We start from the raw sequence: 25804 nt of genomic DNA on the forward strand, positions 1-25804 counted from the left end.
TTTTTTTAAGCTGTGACGATTTTTTTTTTGAAAAAAAAGCTGCCCATTTTAGGCAGCTTTTTTTCTTCCAATTATGATAATCTAATTAACTAAAGTGCTGTAATTATAAATTCGCTTCGTCTGTTCATTTGATGTTCTTCTTCTGTACAAGGAACGCCATCAGAACATTTGTTTACAAGCTGAGTTTCACCATATCCTTTTCCGGTTAAACGATCGGATTTTATACCATTTTTAATTAACCATTGAATAGTGGATTTTGCTCTTCGGTCAGATAAACCTTCATTGTATTGATGCGATGCACGGCTATCGGTGTGTGAACGAATATCCAATTTCATAGCTGGATAGTCGTTTAACACGGCCAGAATTTTTTCTAAATCCAATGCAGCTTCAGGTCGAATGTTTGATTTGTCTAAATCGAAGTAAATCATTTTGATACCAAAACATTTTCCTAAATCATCACCAACCGTTACACGACACATGCGTTTGGTTAAAGCAATTGGCAAGTCGGTTTTTCCACTTACTTTATCAATAGTTACACTAACTTCTTTGGTTTCATAATCTTGTTTTTCGGCACGTACATTATATGTTTTTTTACAATCGACTGGAAGTTTATACAATCCTGTATCGTCTGCCGTTGTAGTAGCTTTGATTACTTGATTTTCGTATAAAGTTACTTTTGCGCCTGGCAAAATTTCATTTGTAGCAATATCCGTTATAATACCGCTCAACTCTTGAATACATTTCAGCCTTCGGGTTTCCAAAAATTTGTAAATATCATCAGAACCTAATCCGCCGTCTTTATTGGAACTGAAATAACCCAATCTGCTGACTGGATCAATAAAATAGGCAAAATCATCTTTTGGAGAATTGATATCGGCACCTAAATTCTGAATATTGCTGATTGTTCCGTCGCTGTCAATATCACCCACAAAAACATCTAATCCGCCCAGTCCGGGATGACCATCTGAAGCAAAGTAAATTTCGTTGTCATCTGTTACATACGGAAATGTTTCTTTTCCTTCAGTATTAATAGTTTTTCCTAAATTTTCAGGAGTTCCATAACTTCCATCTGCGTTGACACTCACTTTATATATATCAGACTGTCCGACAGTACCTGGCATATCAGAAGCAAAATAAAGTGTTTTTCCATCTGCACTAAGTGCTGGATGCGCGGTACTGTAATTGTCACTTGTAAAAGAAAGTGGCGCTATATTGGTCCACTGTCCTTTGCTGTCAAGTGTGGCTTTATATAATTTTACTAAAGTAATTTTATTAGCATCTTTCCCTTTTTTTCCGTCAACAAAATTGTTTCTTGTGAAGTAAGCCGTTTTTCCATCTTTTGAAAACACTGGAGTTGCTTCGTTGAATTTACTGTTTAAAGCATTTTTGAACTTGTTTACTTTACTTGCAGTATAAGTAGCCGGATCAACATCAGCATCATAAATATTGGTAAAATATTCGCCAGTCCATTTGTGTTTTCGCTGAGAAAAATTTCCAGTATCTCGCGCAGAAGCAAAGTATAATTTATTGTTGTAAACAAAGGAACCGTAATCTGAATATTTGCTGTTTATTCCGGCGTTTTCAATATTATATCGTCCCGAATTTGCTTTAATCTGTTCTAGGTAATTTACATCTTCTTTATACAGTTTTGCTCTGTTGTCGTTTGAGTTTTTGGCATCAAATTCATCTAGAATTTTATTTGCTTTTGCTGTATCTCCTATTGATTTTAACGATTGAGCATATCTGTAATAATATTCAGGTTCTATGTTCGAACTCATTGCAAACAACTCACCATACCATTTAGCAGCTCCTTCAAAATCTGAATTGAAGTAATAAGAATTTCCAAGTTTCTTGAACATTTCTTCAGATTTATATCCTTTATTTGCTACTTTTTCATACGTCTTTATTGCATCAACGTAAGCGTAATTATTGTATTTTTTATCGCCAGAATTTACTTTTGACTGCTGTGAATAACTGTCCAATGAAAAAACGCTTACAAATGTTAGGCAAAGGAAAATATAATTTTTCATAGTACTTATTTTTAGAAGAAACGAGGAGTTGTTATTTTACCATTTTTAGTAAAGAATTCATAACGCAGGAATATCTCGTGTGATCCTGAATTATAATTATTCAGGTTTGTGGTTTCATGGTCGTAACCGTAACCTAAATAAAGACCGTCAGTGATTTGGAACCCAACCATAGCACTTAATGAAGCACTCCATCTATAAGCGACACCGGCAACAAACTTGTCAAAGAACATAAAGTTCGCTGAAAGATCTACTTGAAGCGGCGCACCTTCAACCATTTTAGTAAGTACAGCTGGTTTGAATCTGATGTATTGATATTTATCAAGATCAAATACATAACCTGCCATTAAATAATAATTGATTTTGTCTTTGAAAATGGCAATATCATTATCATCGTAGCGATTTGTTTCGATGAAATTTGGGATAGAAAAACCAACATAAGCTTTATCTGAATGCCAATAAACTCCGGCTCCAACGTTAGGGGTAAATTTATTATCCAAATCCTGAAACTGTGGATCTCCTGAAATATCAGGATTCAGTTTGCTTACATCCAAATTGAATATATTGGCTGTTCCTTTGATACCAAATGAAAGTTTGAAATTTGCTGAGGTTTGTACTGTGTATGAAACATCGACAGAAATATTGTTTTCATTTGTTGGACCAATTTTATCGTTAACAAGTGAAGCTCCAATTCCGAGATTACTGTTATTTATAGGTGTATTTACCGAGAAACTGCTTGTTTCAGGCGCACCATCCAAACCAACCCATTGCGTACGGTATAATCCGAAAAGGCTTAAGGCTCCACGAGAACCTGCATAGGCAGGATTTATGTTTATTGTGTTGTACATGTATTGCGTATATTGAGCATCTTGCTGCGCGTGACCTGCAATAGTTACAAACAGAATGACGAAGTAAAATAATTTTGTTCTCATAGTAGATATTTATTATTTCAATTTTACTATTGAATTATTAATGAAATCCTCTAAAAAATCCACGATATTATACTTTCAATTCCCGGATTTTTTGTTCTCTGCTGTATCAGGCTGATATAGTTAATTATATCAGCCTTTGCAGCCTGGGTTTATTTTGAAAGATAGAGGTATCCGTCTTTTTTGTTATACTGAATTACATTATTACCGTCTAAAGATTTGTAAGTCACAATGTAGAAGTAAGTTCCTGTTGGCAATCCTTCAGATTTGTTAACAGTAGTTCTTCCTCGTGATGTTCCATCAAACGCATTCGTTGTATTGTTATAGTCAGTTGTTTCAAAGACTAATATTCCCCAACGATTATAGATCTCGACTGTATTTCCTGGGTAGCAGGTCAAGTCGCCAATTCCATCAATTACAAATACATCATTTATACCATCTCCATTTGGAGAGAAAGCATTATGTACTAATATGTTTTCACATGGTAATACTTTACAGTCATCATTGATTTCCATATTAAGTACAATGCTTCGAGGGCAGTTTTGATCAGCAATTCTGTACTCAAATGCATAGTTGCCAATTGCTAATCCAAGTGCATTTAATATACCGTCTCTCAATGCATTAGTATTATTTGTGTCAACCCAGGTTCCATTTCTAGGAGTATCTGCCGGAAGAAGAGCAAGCAAGTCAACTAAAGTTGAGTCATCATTACAAGCTGAACTGCTTACCGTTGTTACACCATTTGGAATAACTGTTATAGTAATGGTACCAGTATCACAATTATTTGGATTCAGTTTTTCACAAATCTGATAAGTATAAGTGTAAGTACCAGAAGCTGTTGCACTTCCTACAGTTAAATTACCTGCAGTATCTACAGTTATATTTGGATCAGATTTTACATCTGTGTTCTGCGGTACTAAACTGAAGTTTACCAATTGCAATGTCACAGGAAGACCATTTAGTAAATCATTACTTAGTAAATTTCCAACTACTCCAAATCGGTTACAGCCAATATTGGTATAACTATCATCATTAGCAATTATTGGAGAAGAAGAAACTGTCACGGTTACAATTGCGGTATCGCAGTTTCCAAAATCAGCATTTTCACAAATCTGATAAGTCAGCGTGTAAGTTCCTGCTGGCGTGTTTGGCGCTACAGTAATTGATCCGTCAGGATTTAATGTCAGTACTCCTTTAGGGTCTGGCGTTACTGTTGTCAAAGTAACATCACTTGGATTTACTGGTGAACCATTTAATGTATCATTTGTATAAACGTTGATTACATTTGTTCCTCCTGTTGTTCCGTTTATTGGTCCTGCAGTATCATCATTGGCAACAATTGCAAATGTTGGTCTTGCGATACAGTAAGGATCAGCTGGCGGATAATTTACAACAATCGTTTCACTTGGGTTAACTGAGATAGTAACTGTAGCTGTTGGACGAAGATTTTCAAATCCGTCTGGAGCCTGAATCCATTTATTATCCTGGAATACCCATCCTGGCCAATCGATACCATTTCCATTCTGATCTACTACAGCACCTGGCCATAATACTCTTCCGCTAAGCGGTAAGTTGGTCATCGTAGTGACTACATTATTATTGCTGTCAGCCCATGTAATAGTTACGCCGTTTACAGGTGTAAAGTTTACAGGTGTTGCAGAATAGTCAAGATACGGAACATCGTTCACACAAATTGCAGTTGCTGTAACTGTCATAACCGGAGCTTCAATTGTAATTGTTACAGTTGCTGTGTCACAATTCGAAGTTTGGTCAGCTTCACAAATTTGATATACCATTGTTAATGTTCCAGCTGGAGCATTTGGCAGAATATCAACAGAACCATCAGGATTCAATTGCAAGAATTCGTTTGGAGTTACAGTTGTTATTATAACTTCTGAAGCCGTTATCGGTTGACCTTCAAGTGTATCATTTGTTAGTACATTCAACACATTTGGTGTTGTTGTATTAACTCCAGGGAAAGGTCCGCCATTATCGTCATTTGCAACAATATCTTGGTACTCTTTACAGTTAACTCCAAAGTCAATATCTAAATGAACTAAATCTTCTGGAGTTACATTTACAACGTAGCCATCCGCACTGGTTGTTGTACAAACTGTGTGCATTTGTATTTTGCCAGTTTTAGATACCGCTTTTTTATCAGTATTTGTTGATGGCAATACTTTTACTAATCCAGTTGCTCCTAAAGCAGCTGCAACAGCGTCGAAGTTTGCATCTCTGACAAGTTTAACTTTGTATTCTCCGTAAGGATTTTCACTTTCTGGTCTGTTTCTCCAGAAACCTTGAATTCCAACAATTACCTCATCGTGATATCCGTTTGGACCATCAACAATAACATTAGCACTCTTAGCGTTTCCGAATCCACCGGCATTTAATTCGCCAGCATTTTGTGGACCAGTATAGCTTCCGTCACCGTTTAAGTCAAGCCATTCCCATTGGCTATAGTCAATAGCGCCGTTGCTGTCAGGAATGTTTTTGGTTACAACTCCATCATTATTGGCATCATACCATTCATTTTGAATTCCGTCACTATTGACGTCATACCAAACATAATCTCCTAAAACTGGAAGTTTTGATTTTCCATATAAGAAGTCATGTACTTGGAATTTACATTCTTCAAGAGTTGTAAAGAATAAGCTTGAATTTACAGGATATAATTGATATGCACTATTCAAATTAGCATCTTGAACCTGAACTAAATAACTTCCTGCAACCATGCCAGAGAATGAATATTCTCCATTAGCATTAGTGATGCGAATTAAAATTGGACCAGGTGTAGTACCTTGAGGGATCAATGTTACAGGTACATTCGCAATCGGAGTGTTAGTGTCAACATTAATTACCTGTCCAGAAACTTTCACTTTATAATTTGGTTGCGTAATGGTAACAGTTGCTGTTGCTGTACAAACTTGGCCTTCACCATTAACAGGTGCAGTTGCAGTAAGTGTATAAGTTCCAGCTGGCAAATTAGTATTTCCAACAACTTCATTATTAGCATTTGTAATTACAACCGTTGCGCCTGGACTGCTAGTTACAGCAATAGAACCATCAGTTCCGTCAAGACAGCTTACGTTTGTTGGAACTCCAGAAACTGATACTTTATTGTCAACAGTAAATGTCTGAACTAATTCGGTTTTGTTTCCTGCACAATCTGTCAATGTATAAGTTCTAGTTAATACATAAGCATTTCCGTCGCAGCCATTAGCTCCATTGTTAGAATCGCTTACAGTAACGGTTACTTTTCCGCCACAATTATCAGCTTCATCTGTAATATCATCTGGGCTACCAGTTGGAATTTCAGCAGTGCTTTGTAAGCCCGCAACATTTGCTGGAGCAGTTCCTGTTGGAGGTGTTGTATCTCTAACTGTAATGATTTGAGTAAATGAAGCTGTGTTTCCAGAACAATCACTTGTTGTCCATTTGCGTGTCAGTGTATATTCGGTTCCACATTCATTTTTAATATCGCTTTTAGTTTCAGACAATACAATTGGTAAATCACCACCGCAATTATCAGAAGCTTGAACATTAGCTGGTTCCGGAACGGCATCACATGAAACTGTAATATCAGTTGGAAGTTCACCATTAAACACTGGATTTGTAGTGTCCTGAATTGTTATTACCTGAGTGAAAGTTCCAGAAGTATTTCCACAATCATCTTTAACAGTCCAAGTATTGGTATAAGTTCCAGCATTTGAACATCCTTCAGAAGCTACAAATTGGCCGCTTACTTTTATAACATTAGAAACATCAGTATCACATGCGTCAGTTGCTGTTGGGAATAAGGCTTGCGCCGATGCCAAAGCTTCCTGATCACTGCATTCTATAGTTTTGTTTAAAGAAGCAGTTTGTGTTGTCCAAGTTGGAGCCGTTTTGTCTTCAATTGTAATTACCTGAGTGAAAGTAGCCGAAGTATTTCCGCAATCGTCTTTCACAGTCCAAGTATTAGTATAAGTTCCAGAATTAGCACATCCTTCAGAAGCCATAAACTGACCGCTTACTTTTACAATATTAGAAACATCCGTGTCGCACGCATCAGTCGCAGTTGGGAATAAGGCTTGCGCCGATGCCAAAGCTTCCTGATCACTGCATTCTATAGTTTTGTTTAAAGAAGCGATTTCAGTTTTCCAAGTTGGAGCTGTAATATCCTGAACAATTATAGTCTGACTAACTGGAAGTGAAACATTTCCACAAGCATCTTTAGCTGTCCACGTTCTTGTTTTAGTGTATGACCCTGCGCAATCTCCTGGAGTAACAGTATCTTCATAAGTTAAAGAAGAAATTGTACCATTCAAATCTGTTGCAGTTGCCTGAGCAAATACAGGTTCTGCAGGACAGTTGATTGTTGAAGTTGCTGGAAGCGGATCAATTACTGGCAAGATAGAATCTCCGTCGATAATTTCGAATGATTCGCTGTGTGTACATCCTTTAGCATCAGTGATTATTACTGTATAGCTTCCTGAAGCAAGGTTGCTTGCTGTAGCTGTAGTCTGTACAGGAATTGTATTCCAAGAGTAAGTGTATGGAGCAGTTCCGCCAGAAGCAACAACAGTAGCCGATCCAGTAGCAGCACCGCCACAACCAGGATTTATTTGTGATTTAGTCGCTGTCAATGGCGCTTGTGGCTCAGATATAATTACTTGTTCAGTATCAGTACATCCTTTTTCGTCAGTCACAGTTACAATGTAAGTTCCTGCGGTAAGATTAGTTGCTGTAGCTGAAGTCTGTACCGGAACAGTATTCCAAGAATAAGAGTAAGTTCCAGTTCCGCCAGTTGCAGAAGCTGTTGCTGAACCAGTTGCATCTCCTTTACAGTTTACATCAGTTTTAGAAGTGATAGAAGCAGTCAATGGATTAGTTGGCTCAGATATGATTACTTGTTCAGTATCTGTACAACCTTTTTCATCAGTTACAGTCACAATGTAAGTTCCTGCAATAAGATTAGTTGCTGTAGCTGAAGTCTGAATAGGATTTGTATTCCAAGAATAAGAATAAGTTCCAGTTCCACCAGTTGCAGAAGCTGTTGCTGAGCCAGTTGCATCTCCTTTACAGTTTACATCAGTTTTAGAAGTAATAGAAGCTGTCAATGGATTTGCTGGTTCAGATATGATTACTTGTTCAGTATCCGTACATCCTTTTGCATCTGTCACAGTTACTATGTAAGTTCCTGCGATAAGACCGGTTGCTGTTGCAGTATTTTGAGCCGGAACAGTATTCCAGGAATAAGAGTAAGTTCCGTTTCCACCAGTTGCAGAAGCTGTTGCAGAACCAGTTGCGTCTCCTTTACAGTTCACATCAGTTTTAGAAGTGATAGAAGCTGTCAAAGGTGCTTGTGGCTGGCCGATCACAACTGAGCATTTAGTTTTGTAGCCTAATTTGTCAGTAACGGTTACTTCGTGAGTGCCGGCAGTCAATCCGATAGCCTGAGCAGTTGTTTCGCCATTATCCCATAAGTAGGTGTACTCGCCATTTCCACCTATTGCCACTACAGTTGCTTTACCGTTGCTGTCTCCGTAGCATTTGGCTGGATCGTCCTGAGTAATGCTGCATGATAAGACATTTGGTTCAGTGATGGTTACAGTACAAGTTGTTTTACAACCTTTAGAATCCGTTACGGTTACTGAATGAAGACCTGCACTAAGTGCAAGCGCTTTTTGAGTAGTTTCGTTGTTGTCCCACAAGTAAGTATAGCCTCCGTTTCCTCCAAGCGGAGTAACAGTTGCCTCTCCGTCACTTAATCCGTTAGCAGTAACAGCTTTGTTTTGTACAACTGAGCAGCTTAAAACTGCACTTGGCTCGCCGATTGTCACTGTTTCAGTATCAGTACATCCTTTTGAATCAGTCACTATCACGATATAAGTTCCGGTAACAAGATTTGTTGCAGTAGCTCCAGTTTGTACAGGAACAGTATTCCAAGAATAAGAGTATCCTGCTGTTCCGCCAGTAGCCGAAGCTGTTGCAGAACCAGTCGCATCGCCTTTACAGCTTACGTCAGTTTTAGAGTCTATTGCGGCAACCAAAATGTTAGAAGGCTCTCCGATTGTCACTGTCTCAGTATCAGTACAACCTTTTGAATCGGTCACTGTCACGATATAAGTTCCGGCAACAAGATTTGTTGCAGTAGCTCCAGTTTGAACAGGAACAGTATTCCAAGAGTAAGAGTAGCCTGTTGTTCCGCCAGTAGCCGAAGCTGTTGCAGAGCCAGTAGCATCGCCTTTGCAGCTTACATCTGTTTTAGAATCTATTGCAGCAAGTAAAGCATTAGAAGGCTCACCGATTGTTACTGTTTCAGTATCGGTACATCCTTTAGAGTCAGTCACAGTCACGATGTAAGTTCCCGCAACAAGATTTGATGCAGTAGCTGTATTTTGGGCTGGAACAGTGTTCCAAGTATAAGAGTAAGTTCCGTTTCCTCCTGTAGCCGAAGCTGTTGCAGAACCAGTTGCGTCTCCTTTGCAGTTCACATCTGTTTTAGAGTCTATTGCAGCCGCCAAAGGTGCTTGTGGTTGACCGATTACAACTGAACATTTTGTTTTGTAGCCTAATTTGTCAGTAACGGTTACTTCGTGAGTGCCGGCAGTCAATCCTATAGCCTGAGCTGTTGTTTCGCCGTTGTCCCATAAGTAGGTGTACTCACCATTTCCACCTATTGCCACTACAGTCGCTTTACCGTTGCTGTCTCCGTAGCATTTGGCAGGATCGTCCTGAGTAATGCTGCATGATAAAACATTTGGTTCAGTAATGGTTACAGTGCAAGTTGTTTTGCAACCTTTAGAATCCGTAACGGTTACTGAATGAAGACCTGCACTAAGTGCAAGCGCTTTTTGAGTAGTTTCGTTATTGTCCCACAAGTAAGTATAGCCTCCGTTTCCTCCAAGCGGAGTAACAGTTGCCTCTCCATCACTTAATCCATTAGAAGTAACAGCTTTGTTTTGTACAACTGAGCAGCTTAAAACTGCACTTGGTTCGCCGATTGTCACTGTTTCAGTATCACTACATCCTTTTGAATCGGTCACTGTCACAATATAAGTTCCGGCAACAAGATTTGTTGCAGTAGCTCCAGTTTGTACAGGAACAGTATTCCAAGAATAAGAGTATCCTGCTGTTCCGCCAGTAGCCGAAGCTGTTGCAGAACCAGTTGCGTCGCCTTTGCAGCTAACGTTAGTTTTAGAGTCTATTGCAGCAAGTAAAGCATTAGAAGGTTCTCCTATTGTCACAGTTTCAGTATCAGTACATCCTTTTGAATCGGTCACAGTCACGATGTAAGTTCCCGCGACAAGATTTGATGCAGTAGCTCCAGTCTGAACAGGAACAGTATTCCAAGTATAAGAGTATCCTGCAGTTCCGCCAGTAGCCGAAGCTGTTGCAGAACCAGTAGCATCGCCTTTACAGCTTACATCTGTTTTAGAATCTATTGAAGCAAGTAAAGTATTAGAAGGCTCTCCGATTGTCACTGTTTCAGTATCGGTACATCCTTTAGAGTCAGTCACTGTCACGATATAAGTTCCGGCAACAAGATTTGTTGCAGTAGCTCCAGTTTGTACAGGAACAGTATTCCAAGAGTAAGAGTAGCCTGCTGTTCCGCCAGTAGCCGAAGCTGTTGCAGAACCATTAGCATCGCCTTTACAGCTTACATCTGTTTTAGAATCTATTGCAGCAAGTAAAGCATTAGAAGGCTCTCCGATTGTCACAGTTTCAGTATCGGTACACCCTTTTGAATCGGTCACAGTTACGATATAAGTTCCGGCAACAAGATTTGTTGCAGTAGCTCCAGTCTGAACAGGAACAGTATTCCAAGAGTAAGAGTAGCCCGCTGTTCCTCCAGTAGCTGAAGCTGTTGTAGAACCAGTAGCATCGCCTTTGCAACTTACATCTGTTTTAGAATCTATTGAAGCAAGTAAAGTATTAGAAGGCTCTCCGATTGTCACTGTTTCAGTATCAGTACATCCTTTAGAGTCAGTCACAGTCACGATGTAAGTTCCGGCAACAAGATTTGTTGCAGTAGCTCCAGTTTGTACAGGAACAGTATTCCAAGAGTAAGAGTAGCCTGCTGTTCCGCCAGTAGCCGAAGCTGTTGCAGAACCATTAGCATCGCCTTTACAGCTTACATCTGTTTTAGAATCTATTGCAGCAAGTAAAGCATTAGAAGGCTCGCCGATTGTTATTGTTTCAGTATCGGTACAACCTTTAGAATCAGTCACAGTCACGATATAAGTTCCGGCAACAAGATTTGTTGCAGTAGCCCCAGTTTGAACAGGAACGGTATTCCAAGAGTAAGAGTATCCTGCTGTTCCGCCAGTAGCCGAAGCTGTTGCAGAACCAGTAGCATCGCCTTTGCAGCTTACATCTGTTTTAGAGTCTATTGCGGCAAGTAAAGCATTAGAAGGCTCTCCGATTGTCACTGTTTCAGTATCGGTACATCCTTTAGAGTCAGTCACAGTCACGATGTAAGTTCCCGCAACAAGATTTGATGCAGTAGCTCCAGTCTGAACAGGAACGGTATTCCAAGAATAAGAATATCCTGCTGTTCCGCCAGTAGCCGAAGCTGTTGCAGAACCAGTAGCATCGCCTTTACAGCTTACATCTGTTTTAGAATCTATTAAAGCAAGTAAAGCATTAGAAGGCTCACCGATTGTCACTGTTTCAGTATCGGTACATCCTTTAGAATCAGTCACAGTCACAATATAAGTTCCGGCAACTAGACTTGTTGCAGTAGCCCCAGTCTGAACAGGAACAGTATTCCAAGAATAAGAGTATCCTGCTGTTCCGCCAGTAGCCGAAGCTGTTGCAGAACCAGTCGCGTCACCTTTGCAGCTTACATCTATTTTAGAATCTATTGCAGCAAGTAAAGCATTAGAAGGCTCACCGATTGTTACTGTTTCAGTATCGGTACATCCTTTAGAGTCAGTCACTGTCACGATATAAGTTCCAGCAACAAGATTTGTTGCAGTAGCCCCAGTTTGAACAGGAACAGTATTCCAAGAATAAGAATATCCTGCTGTTCCGCCAGTAGCCGAAGCTGTTGCAGAACCAGTCGCATCTCCTTTACAGTTTGCATCTGTTTTAGAGTCTATTGCTGCAACCAAAGCATTTGAAGGCTCTCCGATTGTAACTGTTTCGGTATCGGTACATCCATTTTGGTCTGTTACTGTTACAATGTATGTTCCAACTTTAAGTCCGTTTGCAGTAGCTCCAGTTTGCACAGGAACCGTATTCCAAGAGTAAGAGTAGCTTGCTGTTCCACCAGTAGCCGAAGCTGTTGCAGAACCAGTAGAGTCACCTTTACAGCTTACATCAGTTTTGGAGTCGATTGCGGCAACCAAAGTATTTGATGGCTCGCCGATTGTAACTGTTTCGGTATCGGTACATCCATTTTGATCGGTTACTGTTACGATGTATGTTCCAGCTTTAAGTCCGCTTGCAGTAGCTTCAGTTTGAACAGGGACAGTATTCCAAGAATAGGAATAAGTTCCTGTTCCTCCGGTTGCAGATGCAGTAGCCGAACCGGTAGAATCTCCTTTACATTTTACATCTACTTTCGTATTTACAGCAGCAACTAAAACAGCGTTTGGCTGTCCAATTGTTACAGTATCAGTTTTACTCGAACAGGAATCCGTTACAGTTACGGTATAAGTTCCGGCCGGTAAATTAGATACTGATGGAGTTGTTCCAACTACATTGTTAGAGGCATTTTTCCAAGAATATGTAACAGTTCCAACGGAGTTTGTTACGGTTCCAGCCGTAACGCTTCCTGTACTTGCTCCATAACAAAGAACATCTGTTTTAGACGATGCGGCAATTGCTAAAGCTCCAGCAGGTTGCGTTATTTGAATAGTTAAAATGCCTGTAGCACAATTATTGCTATCTGTTGCGCTAACTTTATATGTTCCAGCACTTAAACCAGAAATATCTTTTGTGGTAGCAAAATCAACATCGTTTTTTGTCCATTTGTAAGTGTATGGACCTTGTCCTCCTGTTGGAGTATTAAGAGTGATAGCTCCATTGTTTCCTCCATAACATGTTACATTTGTTTGTGAAGCAATTGTAATAATTGGACAAGGAACATCTGTCATAGGTGATACTATGTCTTGCGTTGCATTAGCACAAAGGGCGTTTTGAAAGAAAAGTTTCGACGAACTCACTTGCTGGCTTCCACATGTATTTGGTTTTGGAGTCAATCGATATTTTAAAGTGATTGTCTCAACATTTAAGAAATCAATATTCCAGGCAATTTCTTGTCCGGTAATTGTTGTAGTTCCTTTGGTTACTGTAACTGATCCAATTGTAAAATTAGCACCTACAGTCTCTTTTTCAAAAGGAGTTCCTGTTATTCCTTTAGCAACCCAAGATAACTGAGTAAAAATTTGATTGTAAATTCCAGTTAAGTTGGCTGCGTTTTCTGTAAAAAATGAACCTCCAGACTGAACTGTATTCAGTACATTTTCAGCGTTTGTTTGGTCACTTCCACTAATGGCACCAAATAATCCAACAGAAAAGATTTGATTGTTATAAGTAGTGCTTGAAACAGTAACAGTTTTTATATTATTTGCAGCAGTTGTAATGGCTGGCAGACAAGATCCGTTACAGCCATTTCCGCTAGTTCCTGTTACGTTTGGAACTCCATCGGTCAATAAAACCACACTCCTTGCAGTAGCACAGTCATAAGTTGCACCATCTAACACTGTTTTGGCTTTTACAAGCCCGTCCTGAATATTGGTGTTTCCATTTGCGGTAAGCCCGTTTATTATAGTTATTAATCCGTTTTTACCGCTTGCGAGTGTTAATCCCTGTCTAATAGTGGCAGTAGTGCTATAAGTTACAATAGCAACTCTATTTTTGCCTAATGGGTCGTTAACCGGATCAAACATTTTATTGATGAAATCAATAGCAGCATCCTGAGCATATGCTAAAGGTTTTGGATTGTTTCCATCACCCATACTTCCGGATACGTCAATAACTAAAACAACTTCTAAAGGTCTTACAACCGGATTTGAACCCTGAATTTTTAATTCAACATCCAGCGCTCCACAAACTCCAGGCGCAACAGTAACAGTTTTCGTTGGTGTTATTGTTTGTGCAAAACCTATGGCAGATGATAATAAGAAAAACAGCATACAAAACGTTATGCGAGCTTTTTTTATTAAATGGATAAAGTGTAATGTTTTTTTCATTTTATAGGAATTTAAATTGAAAAACAACTAAATATTTTGCTGTGAATATTTAATTTTCAGAAGGATTATTTACGATCGTATGTACAACAGTGTTTACTGTGTAATTAGCGCAGTTTGTTGATGTAGCATTGATTTGCATGCAGTTCCATTTGTTGTAGGCCGTGCCCTGTGGCACTGTTAAATGAACTGAAAAAGTAGCTGTTTGATTGGCTGAAAGCGAGATAGAAGTGATTGGAATATTGCTATTATCCAAAAAACTTCCAGTCAAATTTACGTTTTGAGACGAACTGCTTCCATCATTATTCGAGCAGCTGGAGTTTATGTTTAAAACGCTTAAGTTATAAACATCATCTGAATTTCCTGTATTGGATAAAACCAGTGTAAAATAAGCACCGTCCTTGCCTGCATTACTGTAGATCCTGTCTTTTTCAACTCCCAGAGTTGCTCTACACGAACCAGATTGCGCAAATGAAACGGTTGTAATCAAACAAAGCAGTAATGAAAAAATACTTTTATCGAAGATGTTTTTTCTGAACGAAAAAATAGACTTACAATTTGCTACAAATTTCACTGCTTTTTCAAGAGTAGATTTACTTTTCATAACTTAAGATTTAGTTTTGTGGTATTTATGAAATTTTAACAGAATCAAAATTATATTAGAGTTTTTGTAATTAAATTTTTTTGTCTGTAACTAACCTAAAAACTCGTTTAACTACCTTTTTTTGCCAAAAAATCAATCAAAAAAAATCATTTTTTGACCGATTTTAACAAATTTAAATTGTTCTTTTTCTTTCTTTTTTGATCAAAAAATCAACTTTTGAATCTTTGTAAATGGCTAATAATCAATTATTTAGTTAAAATTTTACAAATTTGTAAAATATCGATGAAGTGATAGTTTTAATAGATGAAGTACACTTTTTTGTTAAAACGCATCCGTCGATTTTTTGGATTGTTAAAGTTTTAAATATTTCGCATTCTTGTTAAAATTTTCTTAGAATGTTAACAGAAATAAAAAATAGAGGAGGATTAAAAATTCTTTTGTAAATTAGAACTTAGAAAGTAGTTTTCTGAATCAATGCATTTATTATTAAATACTCTTTTTATGAAAAACTTAATTTTAATACGACATGCAAAATCTAGCTGGGAAGCACCTTTAAAAGATTTTGACAGACCTTTAATGAAAAGAGGGATTTTAGATGCTCACGAAGTATCTTCTAATATTTCAAAATATCTCCCGAAAACCTATATAATATGGAGTAGCACCGCTGCACGTGCTTCAGAAACAGCTCTTATTTTTGCTCAAAACATTTCTTACCCCATAGAAAGTATCGTTTTCAAAGATGATCTTTATACTTTTGATGATAAACAGCTCGAAAAAGTTATCAAATCGTGTGATAATAGTTTAGAAAGCGTTATTCTTTTTGGACATAACGAGGCTATTACAAATTTTGTTAATAAATTTGGGGATGTTTTTATCGAAAACGTTCCGACTTCAGGTTTTGTATCCCTGCAATTCGATTCTGATAGCTGGGATGCTCTCAATAAAGGCAAGACACATAAAACAATTTTCCCCAAAGATTTAAAATAAATAAAGTGTACGAACAGAAATATATCGATCGAGAAAAAAGTTGGTTAGCGTTTAATGCAAGAGTGCTTCAGGAAGCTGCAGACAATACAGTTCCACTTTTAGACAGACTGCGTTTTGTTGGAATTTTTTCAAACAATTTAGATGAATTTTTCAGAGTTCGCTATGCTGCAATTCGGAGATTGAGCCTTTCAGGTATTTCTGGCGAAAAATATTTAGGCGGAATTTCTGCCCATCAATTAATTAAGGATATTACCGAAATCGTAATTCAGCAACAGTCTGAAAGTTTGCGTATTCTTGGAAATATTGAAGCAGAGCTGGAAGCCGAAAATATCTTTATCATTAATGAAACTCAGATTACCCAAAAACAGGAATGTTTCTTAAAAGACTTTTTTACACAAAAATTAAGTCCGGAGTTGGTAACTATTATTTTGAATGATCTGGCAGTTTTTCCAGTTTTAAAAGATACTTTAGGATACTTGGCAGTTCGATTGGAATTGAAAAATGATGAAGTTCGATATGCTTTAATTGAAATTCCAAAAAATATAAACCGATTCGTTGTACTTCCTTCAGAAGATGATAAACAATATGTAATTTTAATTGATGATGTAATTCGTTACAAACTGAAAAGCATTTTCAATATTTTTGATTATAAAAGTGTTTCGGCACATATGATCAAAATCACGCGTGATGCACAGTTAGATATAGACAGCGACTTAAGTAAAAGTATGTTGGAAAAAATATCGACTTCCGTAAAAGACCGCCGAATTGGTGAGCCTGTTCGTTTTATTTATGACAATTTAATTGAAGAAGATACGCTGCAGTTTTTTTTAGAAAAAATGAAAATTGTAGAAACAGATAGTATAATTCCCGGTGGAAGATATCACAACCGTCGTGATTATATGGGATTTCCAAATCTAGGGCGTTACGATTTATTGTATAAACCAAATGAACCTTTGCCGGTTCCAGGCCTAAGCCTCGATGGAAGTATTCTTGAAAAAATCAATAAAAAAGATTATTTGGTACACGCTCCTTATCAATCTTTTTCTTATTTGACTAAATTTTTGCGTGAAGCAGCTTTAGATCCAAAAGTTACAAGTATTAAAATTACGTTATATCGTTTAGCAAAGAATTCACAGATTATCAGTTCTTTAATTAATGCGGCGAAAAATGGTAAAAAAGTAACCGTGCAAATTGAGCTTCAGGCCCGTTTTGACGAAGCAAGTAATATTTCGTACGCAGAACAAATGCAAACGGAAGGAATTGATCTTATTTTTGGAATTAAAGGCTTGAAAGTGCACAGTAAAATATGTGTAATTGAAAGAATCGAAGATGGGAAAACACGCCGTTACGGATTTATTTCAACTGGAAACTTTAATGAATCAACAGCTAAAATTTATACTGATGTTACACTTTTTACATGTCATCAGGGAATTTTAAAAGATACATCAAAAATATTTGAATTCTTCGATATCAATTATAGAGTTCACAGATACAAACATTTAATTGTATCTCCTCATTATACAAGAAGCAAGTTTATTAAATTAATTGACCGTGAAATTTTGCACGCTCTTGCAGGCAGAAAAACACACATTAAATTAAAAATGAACAGTTTATCTGATTTTAAAATGATCGATAAACTTTACGAAGCAAGTAATGCGGGCGTAAAAATTCAGCTTCAGGTAAGAGGAATTTGTTCTCTTATTCCCGGAATTCCCGGAATGAGCGAAAATATAGAAGCAATAAGTATTGTAGATAACTACTTAGAGCATTCGCGAGTTTATATTTTTGGAAACGCAGGTTTAACTGAAGTTTATATTTCATCTGCCGATTTTATGACTAGAAATCTTGATGGAAGAGTAGAAGTAACCTGTCCAATTTATGATCTTGAAATTAAAAAAGAACTGATTGATAATTTTAATATTGCATGGAAAGGAAATGTTAAAGTAAGATATCATTCATATAAATTAGATAACAAATACAAGCCTCGAAATCATCATGCCCCATTTAGAGCGCAATTTGAAACCTATAAATATTACCAAAACAAAATTGAGATAGCTGAAACAGTTCCTCAGAAAATAGATTAATTAAAACCAATTTTTCAAATCATAAGTGAGCATGATTAATATTAGAAAATTTGCAGCAATAGATATCGGTTCAAATGCCATGAGGCTTCTGATATCGAATGTTGTAGAACAAGAAGGCAAAGAACCACAATTTAATAAAAGTTCGCTTGTTCGTGTGCCAATTCGTTTGGGACAAGATGCCTTTACTGTTGGAGAAATATCACAAGAAAATACAGATCGAATGGTGGATGCCATGAAAGCATTCAATCTTTTGATGAAAGTTCATAAAGTAGAGCGCTATATGGCGTTTGCTACTTCGGCAATGCGTGAGGCATACAATGCCAAAGAAGTTGTGGCCTTGATTAAAAAGAAAGCCGATATTAAAATAGAAATTATTGACGGTAAAAAAGAAGCTGCCATAATTGCTTCGACAGATTTACATCATTTATTAAAAACAGATGAAACCTATTTATTTGTAGATGTTGGTGGTGGAAGTACCGAGTTTACATTGTTTTCTGACGGAAAAATGATCAATTCAAGATCATTTAAAGCCGGAACAGTACGTTTGTTAAATAATATGGTTTGCGATGTGGTTTGGGATGAAATTGAAAAATGGATTAAAACCAATACTGCTGATTATGATGAAGTTACTTTGATTGGATCTGGAGGAAACATCAATAAATTATTTAAAATGTCTGGAAAACAGCAGGAAAAACCGCTTTCATACATTTATATTAATTCGCAATATGCTTTCTTGAATTCATTAACGTATGAACAAAGAATTGCCGAATTAGGTTTGAATTCCGACCGTGCCGACGTTATCATACATGCAACGCGTATTTATTTGAACGCAATGAAATGGAGTGGAGCGCGTCAGATTTATGTTCCAAAAATTGGGCTTTCTGATGGTATCGTAAAAGCAATGTATTACGGCAAAATTTAATTTTATATTTTCAATAAATGAACAAAACAAGACTTGAAGCCTTTAGTGACGGCGTTTTAGCTATTATCATAACTATCATGATTTTAGAAATCAAAGTTCCGGCAGGACATGAATTTGCTGATTTGAAACCGCTTATTCCTAAGTTTTTAAGTTATGTTTTGAGTTTTATTTACGTTGGAATTTATTGGAACAATCACCATTATTTACTTCATGGTTTATCAAAAGTAAACGGAAAAGTGCTTTGGAGTAATCTGCATTTATTGTTTTGGCTTTCATTGATTCCGGTTTCAACGGGCTGGATGGGTGAACATAATTTTGCAAAAGCATCAATGGCTTTGTATGGTATTATTTTGTTGCTATGTGCAATTGCTTATGTCATTTTGCAATATGTAATTATGTGTAATGAAGGCGAAGATTCTCCTTTGCGAAAAGCGCTTGGTAAAGATTTAAAAGGAAAAGCTTCAGCAGTTTTATATATCGTCGGAATTATTTCTTCGTTTTACAACGTATGGATTTCCGGCGCTGCTTATTTTATTGTAGCTATGTCATGGCTTATTCCGGATAAAAGAATTGAAAGAGTTTTTGATTCTAATGATTGATATATGAAATCCGTTTTTCAGTCCATTCAGGATTTTTCTCCAGAAGAATTAAATCTTTTAGATGATTTAATTACTTTTCGTACTTTGAAGAAAGGTGAACTTTTATTGACTGAGAATCAGGTTTGCAATGAGGTTGTTTTTATCAAAAAAGGTATTCTGAGATCTTTTTTTGTAAATCATAAAGGTGACGAAATCACAAATTGCTTTGCTTTTGAAAATGAATTTATGGCCTCTTTTGCTAGTTTCATCACAGAAGAAAAAGCCGAAGAAAATATTCAGGCTCTTGCCGAAACTGAATTACAGATTTTAAGCAGAAGTGCTTTGGATAAACTTTATAAATCAGGTTTTAATTGGCAGGAAACAGGAAGAAAGTTAACCGAAATTGAATTTGTCAATCTTCATAAAAGAATGGTTTCTTTTCAGAAATTATCTGGAGCACAGCGTTATGAAGAACTATATCAGAATCATCAAAAATATTTGCAGCTAATTCCATTGCAATATTTAGCTTCTTATTTAGGAATTACTCCAAGACATTTAAGTCGAATCAGAAAAAGTTTTTTAGAGACATTTGTCTAGTAAAATAATGTGTCGTAATGGTATTTTTGAAAAAAAAATGATATGAAAAAAATACTAATTATAAACGGACATCCTAATCCAGCAAGTTTCAATTTCGGAATTGCTGAATCTTATAAAAACGGCGCAATTGCTTCTGGAACTCAAGTTGAAACAATTGCAATTGCCGATTTAAAATTCAATCCCAATTTGCAGTTTGGTTATCAAAAACGAACTGAATTAGAACCGGATTTAATTGAATCCTGGGAGAAAATCCAAAGAGCTGATCATTTAGTTTGGATTCATCCCGTTTGGTGGGGCGGACTTCCGGCAATCACAAAAGGTTTTATTGATCGTTTATTTCTGCCCGGAATGGCTTTTCAATACAGAGAGAATTTGGTTTGGTGGGATAAACTTCTTAAAGGAAAAACAGCTCATATCATAACAACTTTAGATCAGCCAGGCTGGTATTATCGATTGTTTTTTGGAAGACCAAGTGTAAATCAATTAAGAAAATCAACTTTGGAATTTTGCGGAATAGAACCAGTAAAAGTGAGTTACATCGGAATTATAAAAACAGCCGATGAAATTCAGAGAAAAAAATGGCTTGAGAAAGTTTATAATTTCGGATTTCAGAATAAATAAATTTCTGAAATCAAAAAAAGATTAATCTTTTAAATCCAGTCCAAATGTTGAACGCAAAAGTTCAAGATTTGGATTGATTTCTAAAAGGCGATTATAACGATCCTGATTATTATAAGTTCTTTTGGTTTCAGCTTGTTCATTTACAATTACCTCGATTGTAATGTCGTGGTTGTGCAAATGTCCTTTTAAATGTCCAAGTAATCCATTCATCTGACTTTCAAATTCCAGTTTAGAACCTTCATTTGGTAATTCATAAGTGATTCTTGTTCCGTTTAAAACAGGATCGCTGATCAATAAGATAGATTCCATGATTTTTAGACCTTTCTGACCTAAACGCTCCGCATATTTATTCCAATGCAAAAGCATGTCAGTTTCGTTAAATTCCTCGGTAGGTAATACAGAAGAAGGTTTAACGTAAGATTTGCTGCTTTGTTCCAATTCTTTTTTCTTACGGATACTGGCAAGAGAAAAAGCAGAAACTTTTGGAGTATTGCTAGATTCTGTTTCTGGAGTTTGTGAAGTCTGAACTTTCGGAGTTTCAGAAATAGTTGTGTTTTTTGGACTTTCAACTTCAGTTGGAGCAGTTATATTTTCTGATTTTGTATTTTCAGAAACAGCCTGACTTTCAACTTTCGATTTTGAGGTTTGGACTTCAACAATCGAAAAGCTTCCATTTTTATAATAAGTAGGCGGAATTATGAATTGCTCAGCTTTTTTTTTTCTCCATCAAAATTGATAGAGGCTAATTGCATTAAGCATAATTCAACTAAAAGTCGCTGATTCTGACTCAATTTATACTTTAAATCGCAGTCATTTGCAATGTCTATTCCTTTTAATAAAAAATCCTGAGAACATTTCTGCGATTGAACACCATACATTTGTTGTGCCTGTTCTCCAACTTCTAATAACGCAATAGTCGCAGGAGTTTTGCTTACTAATAAATCTCTAAAATGAGATGCTAAACCAGCAATAAAATGATGTCCGTCAAAACCTTTTGAAAGAATGTCGTTGTAGGCAATCAACAAATCTGGAATTTTGTTTTCCAGAATCAAGTCTGTGATTGAAATATAGGTTTCGTAATCTAAAACGTTTAGGTTTTCAGTTACAGCCTGACGCGTTAAATTAGTTCCGCAATACGAAACTACGCGGTCAAAAATAGACAAAGCATCACGCATTGCACCATCTGCTTTTTGAGCAATAATGTGCAGTGCATCATCTTCAAAATTAATTCCTTGACTCGCAGCAACATCAGCCAAATGTTCTTTAGCATCTTTTACTGTAATTCTTTTGAAATCAAATATCTGGCAACGAGATAAAATCGTCGGAATGATTTTGTGTTTTTCTGTTGTTGCTAAAATAAAAATAGCGTGTTTTGGCGGTTCTTCTAATGTTTTTAGAAAAGCATTAAAAGCAGCCGAAGACAACATATGAACCTCGTCAATAATATATACTTTGTATTGTCCGGTTTGTGGCGGGATTCGAACTTGATCAATCAGATTACGAATATCATCAACCGAGTTGTTTGAAGCAGCATCTAACTCAAAAACGTTAAATGCAAAATCTTCATTTGGATCATCATATCCAGGCTGATTTATCTTTCTGGCCAAAATACGTGCACAAGTAGTTTTTCCAACTCCACGCGGTCCCGTGAATAAAAGAGCAGAAGCAAGGTGATTGCTGTCAATAGCATTCAACAATGTGTTTGTAATGGCTTTTTGCCCCACAACATCCTTAAAGGTCTGCGGGCGATATTTACGTGCCGATACTACAAATTGTTCCATATTCTTTTTTATTCGATAGCAAATATAGTCTGAAAATTACCAAATCACAAATCTGAAATTAATAAATCTTTGAGTCATTTATAAGTGGTTTGAATTTGAGAAAGTAACGTGTTTTAATTTAATTTTATAAATAGGATTTTCATATTTTTACTACAAGTTTAACCTTAATAAGACCTAAAATGAAACTATTTTTATTGACTTTATTATTCGTTACAACATTTATTTCAAAAGCACAGAATGTAGCACAAGCAAACCCTGTTTATCAGTTGCGTATTTATGAAATTTTTGAAAACAACAAAAATCATTTTCATGAGCGTTTTCGCGATCACGCGATGCGAATCATGAAAAAATACAATTTTAAAATTACTTCTATTTATGAATCAAAATCAGACAAGAAAACCGAGTTTATTTATTTTCTGGAATGGCCAGACGAAAAAACAATGAAACAAGCATGGGAAGGTTTTAAAGCTGATAAAGAATGGATCGAAATTAAAAAAGATTTTACTAAAAAACACGGTGATGTTGTGGGGAATATTGAAGATCGGGTTTTGACTAAACTTGATTATTCTCCGAATTAAAACGAAGCTGACAATAATCAATATGATGAATTCTAAACTTATTTACATGAAAAAATATCTAACACTAATTACAATAATATTTTATTCTTTTAAAATTCACGCACAAACGAAACAAGATACTTTAGATATTAAACGCGTTGCTTTAGCTTATATCGAAGCGCAACATAATCCGAATCCTAAATTGATGGAAAGTGCACTGCATCCAAGAATGGTAAAAAGATCTGTTTTCAGAAATAAAGTCGCTCAAAAAGATTATATCTCAGAATTCTTCGCTGAAAATATGGTTATTCTGGCAGAAACTTATAATGTGAAAGGCGATAAGTTTCCAAAGAATCCTAGAAAAGAAATTAAGTTATTAGATGTTTCTGCTAAAACAGCATCGGTTAAATTATTTGCTGATGCATGGATTGATTATATGCACATTGTGAAGGAAAATGGCGAATGGAAAATTATTAATGTGCTTTGGCAATATAATGACGTGACACAGCATGAATAGATAATTTTCATCTTTATATAGAAGAAAAAGAAAAAATTAATAAAAAACGAAATGAAAAATCCAATAATAACCGTCGACGAAACCCAAGGACATAAATTAAAAATTGCCGGAGGAAATTACCGTATTGTCATTTCAGGAAAAGAAACGAATGGCGAATATGCTGTAATCGAAATGTCAGTTCCGCCTGGCGCCGGACCAAATCCGCACGCACATCCTGATTTTGCAGAAACTTTTTTTGTGTTGGAAGGCGAGGTTACTTTTAAATCGGAATTAGGGATTTATATTGCGAAGAAAAATGCTTTTGTCAATATTCCAAAAGGTGGAATAGTACATGGATTTAAAAACCTGAGTAACGAACCGGCTAAATTATTATGTACAGTTACTCCCGCTGGTTTAGATGATTTGTTTGAAGAAATTGCAAGTTATATGGAAACTAATTCTTCAGCTTCTGAAATTGAAAAGAAAGAAAAAATAAATTCCATTTTTGTAAAATACGGACAAGAAATGTTTCCGCCGGATTATTTGGATTAATCTTTTGTTTTTAACTTCAATTCCGGCTTTTAGCTTAAATCTTATTTTAAGCTTTGACTTCTTTTAAAAAAAAGTACTGGAAAAAATATAAAACCCATAATCATATCGTATAAAGTTTTAGAACTTAATCTATTTAATTTTAGATACTTAATTATTAAATAAAGCGTTATGAAAATTCAATCAATTATATTGGGAATGGGGCTTGCCATTTCTTTACTGTCTTGCAGCCCAAAGGATGCTGACTTAGAAAAACAAATAAGCGAAAAATTAAATACAGCAGGTATACATGTAACTGTGCATGATGGTGTTGCTACAATTGTTGGAAACTGTGATGATGAAGTTTTCAAGAAAAATATCGAACGTTCAGTGAAATCAGTTGAAGGAGTCAAATCGGTTATAAACAACTGCCAGATTCCAGAACCAAATGTAGAACCCGCAGCTGCAGCAGTTGTAATTAATCCGGATAATGATCTCGATAAATCGGTGGGTAAAGTTATAAAAGCTTATGATGGCGTGAGTGCTACCGTAGTAGGCGGTGTTGTAACGTTATCTGGAGAAATCAAAAAAGAGCAACTTCAGCCTTTAATTCAAAGTGTACAGGAATTGAAACCTAAAAAAGTTGATAATAAATTAACTATTAAATAAAAGGTTATGAGTTTACAAGATAAATATAAAACGTTGGTGGATTTAGCTTCTGAATTAGGAATTGAAAATTTGCAAATACGCGAACAAGATCATGTATTGTATATTGACGGTGTAGCAAAATCAGCAGCCGACAAAGACAAACTTTGGGATGCTTATGAAAAAGCAGATCCCGAATACAGATCGGCAGACGTGGTGATGAATATTGAAGTCCAAGAAAAAATTTTAAGAGAGTACACAGTTGAAATTGGTGATTCTCTTTCTAAAATCGGAAAGGCTTATGGTGTTTCCTGGCAGGATATTTTCGAAGCAAATAAAGATATTATTTCAAATCCTGATTTGATTCAGCCTGGCTGGAAATTGAAAATTCCGATAGTATAATATTGAAAAGATCCAATAAAAAAATCCAAATTCCAATTTTACACCTTGTAAGATTAGAATTTGGGTTTTTCTTTTTCCCAAACTTCAGATTGGGATTTAAAAAACTACCTTCCCCTAATACTTAAATTGAATAAAAACTGTGCTGTTTCCTGATCTGAATCGGCTGAAAAGCCAGCAACATACACTCCTTTTTTGCCTGTAGTCGATTTAATTCCGTATACAACTGCCTCATCGCCCGGGTCTGATTCACCCTCGTATCGATACACATGAACAATTTCAAATTTCTCAGGATTCTTTTTAATCATGTCAGCATTTCGATTAAAATCGCACGTAAATCCTTTCTCATTCAATTGATCTAAAGCCTTTGAAACAGTTGCGTAATGATACATTCTTTTCATGATAACTGAATTTAAAAATTATGGAATTTTAAAGATAACTATTTTAAAATTAAAAAGTTATGATATGATTCATAAAATGGAAAATTTAAAATCATTATTCTTCACTTATAAAGTGTTACTTTTGCACCGCAGACCGCCTTATCGTCGTTCCGATTCATCGGGAGGGAGGAAAGTCCGGACACCATAGAGAAGCATAGCGGGTAACACCCGTCGGTCCCGATAGCTATCGGGATTAGGACAAGTGCAGCAGAAAGTATGTACAGGTAATGCTGTAGTGAAACCAGGTAAACTCTATGCGGTGAAATACCAAGTATATCAGCATTTAAGGGCTTCTCGTCCGTTGTTGAAGGGTAGGTAGCTTGAGTCGCGCAGTAATGTTCGATCTAGATAAATGATAAGGTATTGTTTCGTTGCAAAACGAGACAAGAACAGAATCCGGCTTATAGGTCTGCTTTTTTTATATAT

At 36.3% G+C, this 25804-nt stretch carries 18 protein-coding genes and 1 other RNA gene; 12 read left to right on the plus strand and 7 right to left on the minus strand.

Annotated features, from left to right (window positions below; translation table 11 throughout):
- Nucleotides 1–89: 89 nt before the first annotated feature.
- From ACNFIH_RS20410 to ACNFIH_RS20425, 4 genes are all read right to left on the minus strand, one after another.
- Nucleotides 90–2030 (minus strand): OmpA family protein, encoded by a 1941-nt coding sequence (locus tag ACNFIH_RS20410; RefSeq protein WP_426484542.1) that lies wholly within the window; start codon nt 2028–2030, stop codon nt 90–92.
- An 11-nt stretch (nt 2031–2041) separates the two neighbouring features.
- Nucleotides 2042–2959, minus strand: a complete 918-nt coding sequence (locus ACNFIH_RS20415; protein ID WP_035646915.1) for a PorP/SprF family type IX secretion system membrane protein — start codon at nt 2957–2959, stop codon at nt 2042–2044.
- Between the two features lie 149 nt (nt 2960–3108).
- Nucleotides 3109–14142, minus strand: a complete 11034-nt coding sequence (locus tag ACNFIH_RS20420) for a gliding motility-associated C-terminal domain-containing protein (RefSeq protein ID WP_426484543.1) — start codon at nt 14140–14142, stop codon at nt 3109–3111.
- Between the two features lie 49 nt (nt 14143–14191).
- Entirely contained in the window at nt 14192–14743 is a 552-nt protein-coding gene (locus ACNFIH_RS20425) for an Fn3-like domain-containing protein (protein WP_035650757.1), read from the minus strand.
- A gap of 501 nt (nt 14744–15244) precedes the next feature.
- Between ACNFIH_RS20425 and ACNFIH_RS20430 the strand changes: the two genes are divergently transcribed.
- From ACNFIH_RS20430 to ACNFIH_RS20455, 6 genes are read left to right on the plus strand one after another with little or no spacing between them, the layout of a single operon-like run.
- On the plus strand, nt 15245–15730 hold the full coding sequence (locus ACNFIH_RS20430; RefSeq protein ID WP_142450803.1) for a SixA phosphatase family protein: 486 nt from the start codon (nt 15245–15247) through the stop codon (nt 15728–15730).
- Nucleotides 15731–15735: 5 nt separating this feature from the next.
- Nucleotides 15736–17814 carry a polyphosphate kinase 1 gene (gene ppk1 / locus ACNFIH_RS20435; RefSeq protein ID WP_035650759.1) on the plus strand — a complete coding sequence of 693 codons (2079 nt, stop codon included), beginning with the start codon at nt 15736–15738 and terminating at the stop codon, nt 17812–17814.
- 31 nt (nt 17815–17845) lie between these two features.
- Nucleotides 17846–18736: a Ppx/GppA phosphatase family protein gene (locus tag ACNFIH_RS20440; protein ID WP_035650761.1), complete on the plus strand. Its 891-nt coding sequence runs from the start codon at nt 17846–17848 to the stop codon at nt 18734–18736.
- Between the two features lie 17 nt (nt 18737–18753).
- Entirely contained in the window at nt 18754–19335 is a 582-nt protein-coding gene (locus tag ACNFIH_RS20445) for a TMEM175 family protein (protein ID WP_035650763.1), read from the plus strand.
- Nucleotides 19336–19338: 3 nt separating this feature from the next.
- Nucleotides 19339–19911, plus strand: coding sequence for a Crp/Fnr family transcriptional regulator (locus ACNFIH_RS20450; RefSeq protein ID WP_426484544.1), 573 nt, complete (start codon nt 19339–19341; stop codon nt 19909–19911).
- A gap of 42 nt (nt 19912–19953) precedes the next feature.
- On the plus strand, nt 19954–20532 hold the full coding sequence (locus ACNFIH_RS20455; protein WP_426484545.1) for an NAD(P)H-dependent oxidoreductase: 579 nt from the start codon (nt 19954–19956) through the stop codon (nt 20530–20532).
- A gap of 21 nt (nt 20533–20553) precedes the next feature.
- Here ACNFIH_RS20455 and ACNFIH_RS20460 read toward each other — a convergent pair whose 3' ends face one another.
- Together ACNFIH_RS20460 and dnaX are read right to left on the minus strand one after the other, a co-directional pair.
- Entirely contained in the window at nt 20554–20970 is a 417-nt protein-coding gene (locus tag ACNFIH_RS20460) for a hypothetical protein (protein ID WP_035650772.1), read from the minus strand.
- A gap of 257 nt (nt 20971–21227) precedes the next feature.
- Nucleotides 21228–22313 carry a DNA polymerase III subunit gamma/tau gene (dnaX, locus tag ACNFIH_RS20465; RefSeq protein ID WP_426484546.1) on the minus strand — a complete coding sequence of 362 codons (1086 nt, stop codon included), beginning with the start codon at nt 22311–22313 and terminating at the stop codon, nt 21228–21230.
- A gap of 179 nt (nt 22314–22492) precedes the next feature.
- Here dnaX and ACNFIH_RS20470 point away from each other — a divergent pair, with 179 nt between their 5' ends.
- The 5 genes from ACNFIH_RS20470 to ACNFIH_RS20490 all read left to right on the plus strand — a co-directional run bounded on the left by ACNFIH_RS20470 (nt 22493) and on the right by ACNFIH_RS20490 (nt 24941).
- Nucleotides 22493–22891: an NIPSNAP family protein gene (locus ACNFIH_RS20470; RefSeq protein ID WP_426484547.1), complete on the plus strand. Its 399-nt coding sequence runs from the start codon at nt 22493–22495 to the stop codon at nt 22889–22891.
- 46 nt (nt 22892–22937) lie between these two features.
- Nucleotides 22938–23387, plus strand: a complete 450-nt coding sequence (locus tag ACNFIH_RS20475; RefSeq protein ID WP_426484548.1) for a nuclear transport factor 2 family protein — start codon at nt 22938–22940, stop codon at nt 23385–23387.
- Nucleotides 23388–23438: 51 nt separating this feature from the next.
- On the plus strand, nt 23439–23918 hold the full coding sequence (locus ACNFIH_RS20480; protein WP_426484549.1) for a cupin domain-containing protein: 480 nt from the start codon (nt 23439–23441) through the stop codon (nt 23916–23918).
- Between the two features lie 168 nt (nt 23919–24086).
- Nucleotides 24087–24563 carry a BON domain-containing protein gene (locus tag ACNFIH_RS20485; protein WP_426484550.1) on the plus strand — a complete coding sequence of 159 codons (477 nt, stop codon included), beginning with the start codon at nt 24087–24089 and terminating at the stop codon, nt 24561–24563.
- A gap of 6 nt (nt 24564–24569) precedes the next feature.
- Nucleotides 24570–24941, plus strand: coding sequence for a LysM peptidoglycan-binding domain-containing protein (locus ACNFIH_RS20490; protein ID WP_426484551.1), 372 nt, complete (start codon nt 24570–24572; stop codon nt 24939–24941).
- A gap of 104 nt (nt 24942–25045) precedes the next feature.
- Here the strand turns inward: ACNFIH_RS20490 and ACNFIH_RS20495 are convergent, their stop codons facing one another.
- Nucleotides 25046–25339, minus strand: coding sequence for a hypothetical protein (locus ACNFIH_RS20495; RefSeq protein ID WP_142450793.1), 294 nt, complete (start codon nt 25337–25339; stop codon nt 25046–25048).
- Between the two features lie 125 nt (nt 25340–25464).
- Here ACNFIH_RS20495 and rnpB point away from each other — a divergent pair.
- Nucleotides 25465–25798, plus strand: an RNA gene (rnpB, locus tag ACNFIH_RS20500) — RNase P RNA component class A.
- Nucleotides 25799–25804 lie beyond the last annotated feature (6 nt).

Origin of the sequence: Flavobacterium sp. 2, from assembly GCF_049949195.1 — a bacterium.
In the GTDB taxonomy this organism is placed as follows: domain Bacteria; phylum Bacteroidota; class Bacteroidia; order Flavobacteriales; family Flavobacteriaceae; genus Flavobacterium.